9 protein-coding genes are annotated in these 14,194 nt (G+C 72.9%); 5 read left to right on the top strand and 4 right to left on the bottom strand.

Annotated elements, in window-relative coordinates; translation table 11 throughout:
- Positions 1–63: 63 nt before the first annotated feature.
- Positions 64–1,635 carry a fatty-acid--CoA ligase FadD5 gene (fadD5, locus tag ACFUJ1_RS28200; RefSeq protein ID WP_378650267.1) on the bottom strand — a complete coding sequence of 524 codons (1,572 nt, stop codon included), beginning with the start codon at positions 1,633–1,635 and terminating at the stop codon, positions 64–66.
- Between the two features lie 335 nt (positions 1,636–1,970).
- Between fadD5 and ACFUJ1_RS28195 the strand changes: the two genes are divergently transcribed.
- Entirely contained in the window at positions 1,971–2,945 is a 975-nt protein-coding gene (locus ACFUJ1_RS28195) for an NAD(P)H-dependent flavin oxidoreductase (RefSeq protein ID WP_378650265.1), read from the top strand.
- 301 nt (positions 2,946–3,246) lie between these two features.
- Here ACFUJ1_RS28195 and ACFUJ1_RS28190 read toward each other — a convergent pair whose 3' ends face one another.
- A complete protein-coding gene (locus ACFUJ1_RS28190) occupies positions 3,247–4,206 on the bottom strand; it encodes an MBL fold metallo-hydrolase (RefSeq protein ID WP_378650263.1) in 960 nt (319 codons plus the stop codon).
- A gap of 214 nt (positions 4,207–4,420) precedes the next feature.
- On the opposite strand from ACFUJ1_RS28190, the gene ACFUJ1_RS28185 reads away from it, so the two are divergent.
- From ACFUJ1_RS28185 to ACFUJ1_RS28175, 3 genes are read left to right on the top strand one after another with little or no spacing between them, the layout of a single operon-like run.
- The gene (locus ACFUJ1_RS28185; protein ID WP_378650261.1) at positions 4,421–4,681 is read left to right on the top strand and encodes an acyl carrier protein; all 261 of its coding nucleotides are present in this window, start codon (positions 4,421–4,423) and stop codon (positions 4,679–4,681) included.
- Positions 4,678–9,975: an SDR family NAD(P)-dependent oxidoreductase gene (locus ACFUJ1_RS28180; protein WP_378650259.1), complete on the top strand. Its 5,298-nt coding sequence runs from the start codon at positions 4,678–4,680 to the stop codon at positions 9,973–9,975. The genes ACFUJ1_RS28185 and ACFUJ1_RS28180 overlap by 4 nt, the downstream gene beginning before the upstream one ends.
- A complete protein-coding gene (locus ACFUJ1_RS28175; protein WP_378650257.1) occupies positions 9,972–11,561 on the top strand; it encodes a fatty acyl-AMP ligase in 1,590 nt (529 codons plus the stop codon). Before ACFUJ1_RS28180 ends, ACFUJ1_RS28175 begins: the two co-directional genes overlap by 4 nt.
- Here the strand turns inward: ACFUJ1_RS28175 and ACFUJ1_RS28170 are convergent.
- Together ACFUJ1_RS28170 and ACFUJ1_RS28165 are read right to left on the bottom strand one after the other, a co-directional pair.
- On the bottom strand, positions 11,558–11,950 hold the full coding sequence (locus ACFUJ1_RS28170) for an RNA-binding S4 domain-containing protein (RefSeq protein WP_378650255.1): 393 nt from the start codon (positions 11,948–11,950) through the stop codon (positions 11,558–11,560). The two genes, ACFUJ1_RS28175 and ACFUJ1_RS28170, sit on opposite strands and share 4 nt — an antisense overlap.
- 3 nt (positions 11,951–11,953) lie before the next feature.
- Positions 11,954–12,511: a C40 family peptidase gene (locus ACFUJ1_RS28165; RefSeq protein ID WP_378650253.1), complete on the bottom strand. Its 558-nt coding sequence runs from the start codon at positions 12,509–12,511 to the stop codon at positions 11,954–11,956.
- 477 nt (positions 12,512–12,988) lie between these two features.
- Between ACFUJ1_RS28165 and ACFUJ1_RS28160 the strand changes: the two genes are divergently transcribed.
- A complete protein-coding gene (locus ACFUJ1_RS28160; protein ID WP_378650251.1) occupies positions 12,989–14,170 on the top strand; it encodes an AAA family ATPase in 1,182 nt (393 codons plus the stop codon).
- The last annotated feature ends 24 nt before the right edge of the window (positions 14,171–14,194 follow it).

Raw genomic sequence — 14,194 nt, 5'->3', positions numbered from 1 at the left:
CCGATTGTTCCACGATCGGCCTGCCGGGTGCCCGCCGGATTCCGGCGGGCACTCCGAACAAGATCAGGACGAGAAGTCTTTCCGCAACTGCACCTTCACGACCTTGCCGCTGGCATTGCGCGGCAGCTCCGCGACCACGACCAGGTCCTTCGGGTGCTTGTACCGCGCCAGGCTCTCGTTCAGGAACGGCTCCAGCTCCGCCAGCGTGAGCTCGGCATCCGCGTCGTGCAGCGCGACCACCGCGACCGGCACCTCGCCCCACTTCTCGTGCGTGCGCCCGATCACCGCGGCCTCGCGGATCTTCGGGTGCGCGAAGAGCACGTTCTCCACCTCGGCGCAGTAGATGTTCTCGCCGCCCGAGATGATCATGTCCTTCTTGCGGTCGACCACCCAGACGAAGCCCTCCTCGTCCTGCTTCACCAGGTCACCGGAGTGGAACCAGCCGCCGGCGAAGGCGTCCGCGGTGGCCTCGGGCTTGTTCCAGTAGCCGGACATCAGGGTCGGGCCGCGGTAGACGATCTCGCCGACCTCGCCGGGGGCGACGTCGTTCAGCTCGTCGTCGACCACGCGGGTCTGGATGGTCGGGATGGGCTTGCCCACCGACCCGAGCTTGCGCAGCGCGTCCTTCCCCTCCAGCACGCAGGTGATCGGCGACATCTCGGTCTGCCCGAAGACCGCGACGTTGGAGGCGTTCGGGAAGCACTCCGCCATCGCCTCGAGCACGCTGTTCGAGGCGGGGGCCGCACCCCAGCTCAGCACCTCGAGCGCGGCCTTGCGGTCCTTGACGCCCGGCACCGCGCAGATCGCCTGCCACTGCGCGGGGACGCAGAACGCGGTGGTCGCGCCCTCGGCCTCGACCGCGTCCAGGAACTCGACCGGGTCGAAGGCGCCGAGCGGGTGCAGCACGGTCTTCGAGCCGAGCAGGAAGGCGGGCGCGAGGCTGCCGAGGCCGGCGATGTGGAACAGCGGCGAGGTGCAGAAGCCGACCGTGTCCGGGGTCGAGGAGAGCGCGCGGATACAGGTCAGCGCCTGCGCGTTCATGTTCGCGTAGGAGAGCACCGCGCCCTTCGGGCTGCCGGTGGTGCCCGAGGTGTACATGATCAGCGAGGGGGTGTCCTCGGGGATGTCCCGCGCGACGTGCGCCTCGCCCCCCTCCGCGAGCGCGTCGTCGAAGCCGATCACGCCGTCGCCGGAGGCGCCGTTGATCACGAACACCGACTCCAGCCCCGGCGCCTGCGCGCGCACCGCGACGGCGAGCGGCTGCAGCACGCTGTCGGTGACGACGGCCTTGGCGCCGCTGTCGCTCACGATGTAGGCGACCTCGGGCGGGGTGAGCCGGAAGTTCACCGGCACCGCGATGGCGCCGAGCGCGTTGATGCCGAACACCGCCTCCAGGTACTCGGGGTAGTTCAGCGCCAGGATGAGCACCCGGTCGCCGAAGCCGACGCCGCGGCGGGCGAGCGCGTCCGCGAACTTGCCCGAGCGCTCGTGCAGCTGCCGCCACGTGGTGTCGGCGCCCTTGAACCGGAGCGCCACCGCGTCCGGCCGCATCTGCGCGTGCGTCGCGAGCTGGTTGTTCCAGTGGTTGCGACGCGAGCGGATCGGCTCGTCCAGCGCCTGTGCACCTGTGGTCATCCCACGAACTCCTCTCGAACCGCCACCCGGCCGGGCCCTGAGTGACCCACACCACTGGCGGCAGATTTCCGGGCCAGAATATCAACTAACTTTTGCGCACGGCAACAGATCGCTATGGGAATCCTCGTTCAGGAGACGAATCCGGGTGATTTCTCTCAGCAACGATGTGGAACTGCCGTTTTTCCGCTACTTCCGGGCGCCAATCCTGGACGATCAAGGAACAGGTTTGCGAATCTCGGCTCACTTGTGGGTTGTAGGCGGGTGGATCGACGTGTCACGATCGTCGGGTCCGGGCGAATTCCGGCACGCCCGCGCGAACACGAGGAGAGAGCGCAATGCTGCGGACCAGGTTCACCGAGACATTCGGCGTGGAACACCCGATCGTGCAGGGCGGCATGATGTGGGTCGGCCGGGCCGAGCTCGTCGCGGCCGTCGCGAACGCGGGCGGCCTCGGCTTCATCACCGCGCTGACCCAGCCCACCCCCGACGACCTGCGCAAGGAGATCGAGCGGACGCGGGAGCTCACGGACAGGCCGTTCGGCGTCAACCTCACCATCCTGCCCTCGATCAACCCGCCGCCGTACGAGGAATACGCGCGGGCGATCATCGAGAGCGGCATCAAGATCGTCGAGACCGCGGGGAGCAACCCCGAGCCCTTCCTGCCCGCCTACCGCGAGGCCGGGGTGAAGGTGCTGCACAAGTGCACCAGCGTCCGGCACGCGCTGAAGGCGCAGAAGATCGGCGTCGACGGCGTCAGCATCGACGGCTTCGAGTGTGCCGGGCACCCCGGTGAGGACGACGTCCCCGGGCTGATCCTGATCCCGGCCGCGACAAGGGTGCTGGACATCCCGGTGATCGCCTCCGGCGGTATCGCGGACGCCCGCGGGCTGGTCGCCGCGCTCGCGCTCGGCGCCGACGGGGTGAACATGGGCACCCGCTTCCTCTGCACCGCCGAGTCGTCCATCGCGCAGCAGGTCAAGGAGCAGATCGTCGCCAACTCCGAGCGCGACACCCAGCTCATCTTCCGCACCCTCGGCAACACCGCGCGGGTGGCGGACAACGCCATCAGCCGCAAGGTCGTCGAGATCGAGAAGGCGGGCGGCACCTTCGAGGACGTGCGCGAGCTGGTCTCCGGCGCGCGCGGCCGCAAGGTGTTCGAGGAGGGCGACCTGGACGCGGGCATCTGGTCCACCGGCCTGGCCCAGGGGCTGATCGAGGACATCCCGACCTGCGCGGTGCTCGTCGAGCGCATGGTGCGCGAGGCGGAGGAGCTCATCACCGGGCAGCTCGCCGGGCTCGTCGCCTGCTAGGACGTCGCCGCCGCGAACGGCGAAAAGCGGTGGCGACCTGGGTGCCGCGCAGGGGTGGCGAGCCACTACCCCTGCGCGGTACCCGCATTTCCCGGGACCCCGCGCGAGTTCCTCGGCACCGCGCGATCGGCTGCCGCCCGGCGGCGCGACGTTCCGCGCCGAGTGGGTCCGCGCCGAGCGCGACCGAGCCGAGCGCGACCGAGCCGAGCGGGTTCGAGCCGAGCGGGTTCGAGCCGAGCGGGTTCGAGCCGAGCGGGTTCGAGCCGAGCGGGTTCGAAGGGCGGGGTGTGCGGGCAGCGCGTCAGCGCTGGGGATTTCGCGCTGCTCGGGCTGTGACGGCGGCGTGGTCGTGGCTGGCGATGAGCTCGATGCCGTCGGGGAGTGCGTGCAGGCGGTGGATGGTGGCGAAGGTAGCGTCGCGGTCGGCGTCGAAGAGCTGGCCGGGCATGGGGGCCTTCTCGCGCAGCGTGTCGACCTGGAGTTTGCTCCAGACCGCATCGCCGGCGAGCAGCACCCGGCTGCCGTCGTCCACCGCGAGCAGCACGCCGACGCTGCCGGGGGTGTGGCCGTTCAGGTCGAGCAGGAGCACCGCACCGTCGCCGAAGAGGTCGTGGCTGCGCGGGAAGCCGAAGACCGGCGGGCCGTCCAGCTCGAAGGGTTCGGTGCTGCGATCGCGCAGCGGGCCGCGAGCGACGCCGATCGGGGCGCGCGGCCCGGCCAGCGCCCAGTCCCGCTCCACCGCGGGCAGCCGCACCGGGACCCGCTCGGGCAGCTCCAACAGGCCGGAGACGTGGTCCCAGTGCAGGTGGGTGGGGAGCACGAACTCGATCGAGTCCACCGCCACGTCCCGCGCCGCCAGCGCGTCGGCCAGGCCGAGCACCGGCTTCTCCGGGGCGACCAGCAGCGGCACCGGGAAGGGCAGCTCGGGCAGTACCCGCTCGTGCACGCCGGAGCAGAGCGCCGGGTCGATCAGGAACCGCGCCTTCGGGTGCTCGACCAGGAAACTGCCCATGACCAGCGTCATCCGGCCGAGTTCGCGGGTGCCCTCGGCGACGATGGTGGTCGGGGCGTGCATGGTGGCCTGGGTGAGCACGGTCAGCGCGACGGTCGCCCGCGCGGGCGGCGGGTCGGCGAGTCGCAGCCCGGCCAGCAGGGCGGTGTCCGGTTTGCGGGGGCGGAGCAGCCGCCCCGGGGTCGCGGCGAGTGCGGCGCAGCAGCGCAGCAGGGTCGGCACCGTCGCGGTGCGGTCGTCTCCCGGCATGGGGTCACTGTAGCGACGCAGGGGCCGCGCGGATGGCGTCCGGCCGCGCGCTTGCGCGGCACCGCGGATCGCGCACCGCCCGCGCGCTGACCCTTCGCCGCCCCGGTCTGCGGGCGACGCTCTGAAAGACCCAGCTGCGCAGCGCATTCGCTACTTCCCTCGGGCATAATCGTCGGGGGATTCCCGGCCGCGAGCCGGGCAGAGGGAGGTCGCGATGCGCGCCGGGGTACCCGAGGGAAGGGCCGCACGGCGGGCGGCCTTCACGGCCGCGGCGGTCGCGGCGATCACCGATCTGCTCCCGGCCGACGCGGGGCCGGTCTCGACCACCGCGCCCTTCACCGACCTCGGGCTGAACTCCACCCAGCTGGCCCGGCTCACCGGCGTGCTGGAGGACGCGCTCGGCGTGGCGATTCCGCTCGTCGCGCTGTACGACCACGCCAGCATCGAGCAACTGGTCGAGCACCTCGCCGCATGACCCCGATCTCGATCGTCGGCATCGGCTGCCGCCTCCCCGGCGCGGACGGCCCCGCTGACTTCTGGCGGCTGCTGTCCACCGGGCTGGACGCCACCGGCGCGCCGCCGCCGGACCGCCCGCTCACCAGGCGCGGCGGCTACCTGCGCGGCATCGACCGCTTCGACAATGCCCGCTTCGGCATCCCGGACCGCGAGGCGGCGGTGATGGACCCGCAGCAGCGGCTCGCGCTGGAGGTGACCACCGAGGCGCTGGACGACGCCGGGATCGGCCACCGGGCAACGGGTTCCGGCGCCGCGGTGCTCTTCGGGGCCTGCACCTTCGACCACGGCATCGCGGTGCTCGGCGCGGGCGGGCACGATGCGCCGTTCGCGGTCACCGGGTCGGCGCTCAGCATCGTCGCGAACCGGATCTCCTACGCGCTCGACCTGCACGGGCCGAGCCTGGTGCTGGACAGCGCCTGCTCCTCCTCGCTGGCCGCCGTCGACCTGGCGGTGCGGCTGCTCGCCGACCCGGAGGTGCCGTTCGCGGTGGTCGGCGGGGTGAACCTGGTGCTGCTGCCGCACACGTCGGAGTACCTGGCCGACGGCGGTTTCCTGGCGCCGGACGGGCGGTGCAAGCCGTTCGACGCGGCCGCCGACGGATATACGAGGAGCGACGGCTGCGCGGTCGTCGTGCTGCAGCGCACCGCCGACGCGGTGGCGTCGGGGGCGCGGATCTACGCCGAGGTCGCGGGCAGCGCGGTCGGCTCGGACGGGCGCTCCAACGGGCTCTACGCGCCGAGCGGGAAGGCGCAGCAGGAGGTTGTGCGGGCGGCGTGGCTGCGGGCCGGGGTGGAGCCGCGGCGGGCCCGCTACCTGGAGTGTCACGGCACCGGGACGCCGCTCGGCGACGCGGTGGAGGTCGGGGCGCTGGCCGCGGTCCTCGGCGGGGCGCCCGTCTGGCTGGGGTCGGTGAAGTCGAACGTCGGGCATCTGGAGGCGGCGGCGGGGGTGACCGGGCTGATCAAGACGGCGCTCGCCGTCCGGCACGGGGTGATCCCGCCGACGCTGCACGTGCGCACGCCGAACCCGCTGCTGCGGCTGGCCGAGCACGGGCTGCGGCCCGCCGTGCGCGCGGTGGATTGGTCGGCCGTGCCACCGGGTGAGCGGTGGGCCGGGGTGAGTTCGTTCGGGTTCGGGGGGACGAACGCGCACGTCGTGCTGCACGGGGTGGCCGAAACCGAGCCGGTGCATGCGGCCGGGCCGGTGCTGATTCCGCTGAGCGGGCGGGATGCGGAGGAGGTGCGGCAGCGGGCGGCCGCCGTTGCCGACGAACTCGCAGCGGGGCAGTCACCCGGCGCGGGTGCCGACTCGCCAGGGGCGGGCTCGACGGCGCAGCCGGACTCGGGCGGCTCGGCGACGCAGCCCGACGCGGGCGGCTCGGCCGCACAGCCGGATACGGGCGGCACGGCGGCGCAACCGGATGCGAGCGGCTGGGCGGCGCACCTGGGCGCGGGCGGCTCGACGGCACAGCCGGGCGCGGGCGGCTCGACGGCACAGCCGGGCGCGGGCGGCTCGACGGCACAGCCGGATGCGGGCGGCTCGACGACGCAGCCGGACGTGGGCGACTCGACGGCACAGCCGGGCATCGCGCGGGTCGCGGCACTGGCAGTGGCCGAGGCCCGCAGGCTGCCCGAACCTGTCCGCGCGGCGGTGCTCGCCGCCGACGCGGAGACGGCGATCGAGCGGCTGCGCGCGCTCGCCCGATCCCGGGAGATGCCGGGCGTTCTCGGGCCGGGCACCCCGGTACCCGGCGGAGTCCTGTTCGTCTTCTCCGGCCAGGGCGGCCAGTTCGCGGGCATGGGCAATGCGCTCGCGACCCGGTTTCCCGCCTTCGCCACCGGCCTCACCGAAGCAACCGATGCCGTGGTCGCGGCGGGCGGCCCGGCGGTCTGGACGCCGGACGGCGGCTTCGTGACCGACGAGGCCACGGCCATCGTGCAACCGGCGCTCTTCGTCTACCAGATCGGCATGCTGCGGCTGCTCACGCACTGGGGCGTCCGGCCGGACGCGGTCACCGGACACAGCCTCGGCGAGGTCGCGGCCGCGGTGGCCGCGGGCGCACTCGCGCTCGGCGATGCCGCACTGGTCGCGGTGGCGCGCGGCGCCCTGCTCGGCAGGCTCGACGGCCACGGCGCCATGGCAGTACTGGAGGCCGAACTGCCCGTCGCGGAGACGCTGGTGGAGCCGGTCGCGGCGGAGGTGGCGGTGGCCGCGGTGAACGGCCCGCGCTCGGTGGTGATCTCCGGATCCCGCCGCTACGTGGACATCCTGCTGCGCCGGGCGAAGCGGCGCGGGCTGTTCGCGCGCCCGGTCGCGGTGCGCTTCGCGGCGCACAGCCCGCAGGTGGCGCCGGTGCTCCCGGAGCTGCGCGCGGCGCTGGCCGGGATCGAGCCCCTGGTGCCCAGCCTCCCGCTGTACTCCACCGCGCGGGCGGGCAAGACCGTCGGCACCGCCGACACCGATGCCGGGTACTGGGCCGAGAACGCCTTCGGCACGGTCCATCTCGGTGCGGCGCTGGAGCGGGCGGGCGCGGACGGGTTCGGCACCGCGCTGGAGATCGCCCCGCACCCGGTGCTGCTGCCCGCCATCCGCGACACCCCCGCGTTCGCCGACAGCGCGCACGCCACCGCGAACCGCGACGACGAGGTCGCGGCACTGCTGGCGTGCCTCGGCGCGCTGCACGTGGCCGGCCGTGCGCCGGACTGGTCCGCGCTCGGCCCGCTCACCGAGCCGCCGCCGCGCCGCCGCTGGCAGCGCCGCCGCTTTCCGCTGCTGGTGCCCGCGCCGCCCGCGCTCACCGAGGCGGCCTTCCCGGCCGACGACCCCACCGATCACGTGGTGGCGGGGGTACCGCTGATTCCGGCGGTGTACTGGCTGCTGCGGCTGCTGCACGCGGCCCGCGCCAGGTCGGGGGCGTCGGCGGTGCGCGGTTTCGCGGTGCACGAGCTCACCCGCTCGGATGCCGTGCCCGCCGTCACCTACCGGGAGGAGGCGGGCGGGCCCGGTCTGCGGGCGGGGGTCACGGGTTCCTCGGCGCTGGCTTCGACTCGGTCCGCCGGTGACCCCACGCCCGGGGATATCGTCGCATGGATGCGGGTGGTCGATACGAATCGCGCCGCCCGCCCGCGCATGCGCACCGTGCAGGTGCCGCGCTTCTACGCGGAACTGCGCGAGCGCGGGCTGGAGTACGGTCCGGCCTTCCGGCCGCTGCGCGGGCTCGCGGTGCAGCGCGATCGAGCGATCGGCGAGCTGGAGGCCGCCGACCCGCACCGCTCCGCCACCCTGGACGGGTGTCTGCACGTGCTGGCCGCGGCGGCGGGCGGGCTGCCGGAGGGGCGGGTGCCGCTGCCCATCGGGATCGAGAACGCCTGGCTCAGCACCGAACCGGGGCGCACGGTCGGCGAGGCGCACGCCCTGGTCCGGGAGCGGTCGGGGGCCGGGCTGGTCGGCGATGTGGTCGCCACCGACCAGCACGGGATTCCGATGCTCGCGCTGCTCGGGGTGCGGGTGCGGTTCACCGATCCGGAGCTCCCGGTGCACTCCGCGCCACACCGCGCCGACGTGCTGCGCACCGAGCACTGGGTGCCGCTGCCGGAGGGTTCGGCCGGGACCGATCAGGGCTCGCCCCCCGCGGACACCTCCCCGGCGACCGCCGCTGCGGGCGAACCTGCGGCTACGACCGGAGCGGGCACTTCCGCGCCGGACATCCGGCGCGCGCTGGTGATCGGTGACTCCGAGGACGCCGTGCTGCTGGCCCGCGCGCTGGAGCGCACCCTGCCGACCGAGCGGATCGCCCGCGACCCCGACGCCGCGCTCCCGCTGGTCCAGTCGGTGCTCACCGGCCGCACCGCAGCGGCCCGGCTCGCCGTCGTCCTCGTCTGGCCGACGCACCCGCACCGGGACAGCACCACCGTCGCCGCCCTGACCAGGACCCTCGCCGTCCTCCAGCACGTGACGGCGGCACCCGCGACGGCCACACTGACCGTGCTGCTGCCCAGCGAAGCGGCGGCATCGACGACCGGCCTGCACCCCGCGGCCGCGCTGGCGGGGCTGGTGCGCAGCCTGCAGCTGGAGTCCGCGCTGCGGGTCCGGCTGGTGTGGCGGGTAGCTGGCACCGACAACGCCCTGGTCCGCGCGGTCACCGACCCCACCCTTCCGCTCGAGCTCCGGGTGGCGGGCACCATGTCGGTGCGCCGCTTCGTGCGCGCGGACCCGGCGGCCGCCGCACCGGTCTCGATCGACGCGACCGGCACCTACGTGGTCACCGGCGGGCTCGGCGCGCTCGGTTCGCTGGCGGTGCGCTGGCTGCTCGCCGACGGCGCACGCGACGTCGTGGTGCTGACCAGGGCGCCGCGCCCCATGCCCGCGGTGCTCGACGGCCTGGAGGACCGCATCGTCGTGGTCCGCTGCGACGTCACCGACCGCGCCGACCTGGCCGCCGCGCTGCGCGACATCCGCGAGTGGGGATCGACGGTGCGCGGAATCATCCACGCGGCGGGCAGCCTGGAGGACGCCGCCTTCTCGGATGTGACGCCGGAGCAACTCACCGGCATGCTCGCCGCGAAGGCCACCGCCGCCAACCACCTGCTGGAGCTGACCGCCACCGACCCGACCGACTTCGTCCTGCTCTTCTCCTCCGCGACCGGCGCCTTCGGCGCGCCGGGCCAGGCTGCCTACGCGGCCGCGAACTCCGCCATGGACGCGCTGGCGAGCGCGCAGCGCGACCGCCGGGTGACCAGCGTCGGCTGGGGCGTCTGGTCGTCGGGGCTGGCCGAGGCGGCCGGCGGCGCGAGCCACCTGCGCCGGGCCGGGATCCGCGCCTTCGATCCGGAGCGCGGTGCCGCGCTCTTCGCGGAGGTGCTCCGGCACGAGGTGCCGTACCTGCTTGCCCTCGACTGGTCCGGGTCCGGCGACCACTCCCCCGTCGGCAGGCGGCTCAGCCAGACCCTCGGCGGCGGCGCGGAATCGGTGGCGCCGGTCGAGCCGGTCCGGGTCGATGTGCAGCCGCGCCCGCTGGCCCACATCGTGCGCGCGGCGCTGGCCGCGGCCATCGACCGCCCCGCGGACGAGGTCGATCCGGCCGCCGACTTCAACGATCTCGGCCTGACCTCGCTGCTCGGCATCGAGCTGCGCCGGGTTCTGGAATCCCGCCTCGAAGTGCGGCTTTCGACTGCGGAGATCTTCGGCAACCCGACCGTGGCCGCGCTGGCGGCCATGCTGGCGGAGCGGCTGGGCCGGGGTGATCCCGGATGACCGAGCACCTCATCGGCAGGCTCGCCCGGTGGGCCCGCGAGCGTCCGGACGCCCCCGCGTACACCGCCCTGCGCTACCCCGCCCCTGGCAGCCCGGACGGCACCGACTACATCCCGCACACGCTCACCTACGCGGAGCTGTCCTCCGCCGTGGCCTCGCTCGCCAGGGAAATAAGCGCCCGCACGGCACCCGGCGATCGAGTCGCGCTGCTCACCGGCCACGGGATGGGTTATGTCCTTGCCTTCCTCGCCTGCCTGGCAGCACATCGCATCGCCGTCCCGCTGTTCCCGGTCGGCAGGCACCCGGAGCGGCTGACCGGCATATTCGCCGACGCGACACCGACGCTCGGCCTGATCGACCCCGGCGACGAAGTCTCAGCCACACCGGCCGGAAACGTGCTCGTCGTCGACCCGAGCCGGACAGTGGAGCGTACCGAGCTACCGGCGGGCAACGCTCCCGCATATCTCCAATACACCTCCGGCTCCACAGGCACCCCGACCGGAATTCGCGTCGAGGCCGGAAATCTCACCGCCGCACTGGAACAACTCCGCACCGCCATTCCCGCTTCCGGGACGAAACCGATCGTCGGCTGGCTCCCCTTCTTCCACGACATGGGGCTGGTCCTGACCCTCGCACTTCCGATCTGGTCGGGGGTGCCAGGCATAACTCTCGCCCCGGTCGATTTCGTCAAACGGCCGGTGCGCTGGCTGCGCGCCTGCTCCGACTTCGGCGCGGGCACGACCGGCGCCCCGGATTTCGCCCTGGCACTGACCGCCGCGACGACGACGGAACGTCAAGTGACGCAACTGGATCTGACCGCCATGGACGCGGTGCTCAACGGCGCCGAACCGGTCCGCGCCGCAACCCTGCGCACCTTCACCGACACCTTCGCCCCGGCCGGCTTCCGGCACCGGGCACACGCCCCCGGCTACGGCCTCGCCGAGGCCACCCTCACCGTCACCCTGACCCCGCAGGACCGCGAGCCGACCGTCCTCGAGTTCGACCGGGCAGCGCTGACCACCGGCCGCGCACTACCGGCGGGCACCGAACCCGCGGTCACGCTGGTCGGCTGCGGCCCACCGGCCGGGCAGCGCATCAGAATCGTCGATCGGCAGCACGGCACAGCATCGAATCCGGGTGCGGTGGGGGAGATCCACGTCTCCGGCCCCAATGTCTGCATAACCGACAGCGAGCACTGGCTACACACCGGCGATCTCGGCTTCGAGCACAATGGCGAGCTCTACGTCACCGGCCGTGCCAAAGACCTGGTGATCCTGGACGGCCGCAACCACCACCCGGCCGATCTGGAGCACACGGTGACCGCGGCCGCCACGGAGATCCGGCTGGTGGCCGCCTTCGGCCACGACGACGGCGCGCGCGAATCGCTGGTGATCGTGGCGGAGACGCCGGACGCCGACACCGAGGTGGCGGGGAAGATCCGATCGGCCGTCATCCGCACCCACGAGGTGGTGCCGAGCACGGTACTACTGGTGCCGCCGGGGGAGATTCCGCGGACGTCGAGCGGGAAGGTGCGACGCGGGGAGTGTCGCGCCCGCTTCGCCGCGGGAGAGCTGCGGCCGCACTAGTCCTCGGTGCGCCCGAGCAGCCGATCGGTTTCGCGGCGTTCGCGTTTGGTCGGCCTGCCGCTGCCCCGATCCCGCCGGGGCAGGGAAGCGAGAACTTCCTTCGGCGGCGGAGGCGGGCTGCGGTCGATCAGGCACTGCGCGGCGATGGGCGGGCCGACTCGCTTCGTGACGATGCGTTCCACGACGACGATGCGTTCCACCCCGGCGGCTCGGATCCGGACTTCGTCACCGAGCTTCACCTGCTGCGCGGGTTTGGCGGGGGCGCCGTTCACCCGGACGTGTCCGCCGCGGCATGCGTCCGCGGCGGCCGACCGGGTTTTGAACAGGCGCACCGCCCAGGTCCAGGAGTCGACCCGGGCCTGCGCTGGTGCGCTCTGCTCAGGGGGCAATCGTCAGAGCACGCGGCGGGCGGTGACGACCTCGTCCGCGGAGAGGTGGGTGTAGGAGACCGGGGTACCGGACTGCACCGCGTTCAGCAGCTTGCCGTCGCCTGCGTAGATGCCGACGTGACCGCCGCCGTTGGTGATCACGATGTCACCGGCGCGCAGATCGTTGAAGGCCACCGGGGCGCCGACGTGCGACTGCTCGAAGCTGGTGCGCGGCAGTTCGACGCCCGCCTGCTTGAACGCCCACTGCACCAGGCCGGAGCAGTCGAAGCTGCTCGGGCCGGTGGCGCCCCAGACGTAGGAGGCGCCGACCTTGGACTTGGCGGCGTCGAGCGCGACATCACCGGCGGTGTTCTGCACCTGCGGGGCGAACATGTTCTGCAGCTCCGGTGCGGCGAAGCCGGGGAGCGCGGGCGCACCCTGCGGGGCCGCGGGCAGCGAACCGAGCGCGGCGGTCAGCTGCTGCTCCAGTTGCTGGGCCGGTGCTTCGAACTCCTGCGGAACGTCGAACGAGCCGAGGCCGGGGATATCGATGGTGGCCGCCATGGCCGAAACCGCGGGCATGGCACCGGTCGCGGCTACCGCACCAAGGACCAGAGCGCCCTTGACGGAACCCGGAACGCGTGACTCCCGCTGCAAGCTGTGTTTACCCACCGAGCTGAATCTCCCTCTATGCGCATCAACCGCCTACCGAGGGATGTGGCCCCGGCGCGGCGAAGCCGGGAATCCAGTGGGCCCCGACAGCCGCTGTAGCGGTAACCCAGCGGCGCCGCTCCTTCCTCACGAAGCGACAGACTCCACTAAGTCACGAGAAGATTACGACGCGCGCGCACTGTTGTCCACCCCACAGAGCAGGCTCTTCACCTCGATATTCCGAATACCGGCGCGGAGCTGCGGTTGTGGCGATTCCGATCAATATCACGGAGCGGTCACGGCGTGTCGGACCCTCCGTTATACGGCTCGATCGGGCTCGATAGCGGTCTCTAGCGCCACGCATAGAAGCACGCATACTCCTCTGACAACGCACTAACCTGTCGGGTCATGGATCCCGTGCGGAACCCGTACGCGCCCGGAGCCGGGCAGCGCCCGCCCGAGCTCGCGGGCCGAGACAAGCAGCTCACCGCGTTCGACGTCGTGCTGGAGCGGATCGCGCGCGGCAGGCCGGAGCGCAGCGTCGTGCTCACGGGGCTGCGCGGGGTCGGCAAGACCGTGCTGCTGAACCAGCTGCGCTCGGGCGCGGTATCCAGGGGCTGGGGCACCGGCAAGCTGGAGGCGCGGCCGGACCAGGAGCTGCGCAGGCCGCTCTCCTCCGCACTGCACATGGCGGTGCGCGCCATCGCCACCTCGCACCGGAACCCGGAGCGGGTCGACGATTTCCTCGGCATCCTCAAGGCTTTCGCGCTGCGCGCGACCGCGGACCGGGGGATGCGGGACCGCTGGCAGCCCGGGATCGACGTCCCCGCGGTGACCGGCCGCGCCGATTCCGGCGATATCGAGATCGACCTGGTCGAGCTGCTCGGCGAGGCCGCGGCGCTGGCGGGCGATATCGGCGTCGGCATCGCGATCTTCATCGACGAGATGCAGGATCTCGGCCCCGCGGACATCTCCGCCATCTGCGGCGCCTGCCACGAGCTGAGCCAGGACGCCGCGCCGCTGATCGTGGTCGGCGCCGGGCTGCCGCACCTGCCCGCGGTGCTCTCCGCCTCGAAGAGCTACTCCGAGCGGCTCTTCAGCTACCACCGCATCGACCGGCTGGACCGGGACTCGGCGGATCAGGCGCTGATCGCCCCCGCCGAGCGCGAGGACGTGGAGTTCACCCCGGCCGCGCTCGACCTGCTCTACCAGAAGGCCGACGGCTACCCGTATTTCGTGCAGGCGTACGGCAAGGCGACCTGGGATCAGGCGCCGCACAGCCCGATCGGAGCCGAGGACGTCGAGGTGGCCGCTCCGGCCGCCGAGGAGGAGCTCGCGGTCGGCTTCTTCGGCTCCCGCTACGAGCGGGCGACCCCGGCCGAGCGCGAGTACATGCGGGCCATGGCCGACCTGGCCGGCGACGACGGGCCGGTGGCCACCGCGGCGGTGGCGAGGGAACTCGGCCGCAAGCCCGCTTCGCTCTCCCCGGCCAGGGACGGGCTGATCAAGAAGGGGCTCATCTACTCGGCCGAGCGGGGGAGCATCGGCTTCACCGTCCCGCACTTCGGGCGCTATCTCAGGACTGTCTAATAAACTCTAGAGAATATAGAATAC

This window comes from Nocardia sp. NPDC057227 (assembly GCF_042669725.1).
Taxonomy (GTDB): domain Bacteria; phylum Actinomycetota; class Actinomycetes; order Mycobacteriales; family Mycobacteriaceae; genus Nocardia; species Nocardia asteroides_A.
The sequence above is the reverse complement of the archived record's forward strand: the minus strand, read 5'-3'. Positions and strand labels throughout refer to the sequence as shown.

What these genes read in the sequence shown, in the direction of transcription:
- fadD5 (WP_378650267.1), bottom strand. Translation starts at nt 1,635, where the DNA reads ATGACCACAGGTGCACAGGCGCTGGACGAGCCGATCCGCTCGCGTCGC.
- ACFUJ1_RS28195 (WP_378650265.1), top strand. Translation starts at nt 1,971, where the DNA reads ATGCTGCGGACCAGGTTCACCGAGACATTCGGCGTGGAACACCCGATC.
- ACFUJ1_RS28190 (WP_378650263.1), bottom strand. Translation starts at nt 4,206, where the DNA reads ATGCCGGGAGACGACCGCACCGCGACGGTGCCGACCCTGCTGCGCTGC.
- ACFUJ1_RS28185 (WP_378650261.1), top strand. Translation starts at nt 4,421, where the DNA reads ATGCGCGCCGGGGTACCCGAGGGAAGGGCCGCACGGCGGGCGGCCTTC.
- ACFUJ1_RS28180 (WP_378650259.1), top strand. Translation starts at nt 4,678, where the DNA reads ATGACCCCGATCTCGATCGTCGGCATCGGCTGCCGCCTCCCCGGCGCG.
- ACFUJ1_RS28175 (WP_378650257.1), top strand. Translation starts at nt 9,972, where the DNA reads ATGACCGAGCACCTCATCGGCAGGCTCGCCCGGTGGGCCCGCGAGCGT.
- ACFUJ1_RS28165 (WP_378650253.1), bottom strand. Translation starts at nt 12,511, where the DNA reads ATGCCCGCGGTTTCGGCCATGGCGGCCACCATCGATATCCCCGGCCTC.
- ACFUJ1_RS28160 (WP_378650251.1), top strand. Translation starts at nt 12,989, where the DNA reads ATGGATCCCGTGCGGAACCCGTACGCGCCCGGAGCCGGGCAGCGCCCG.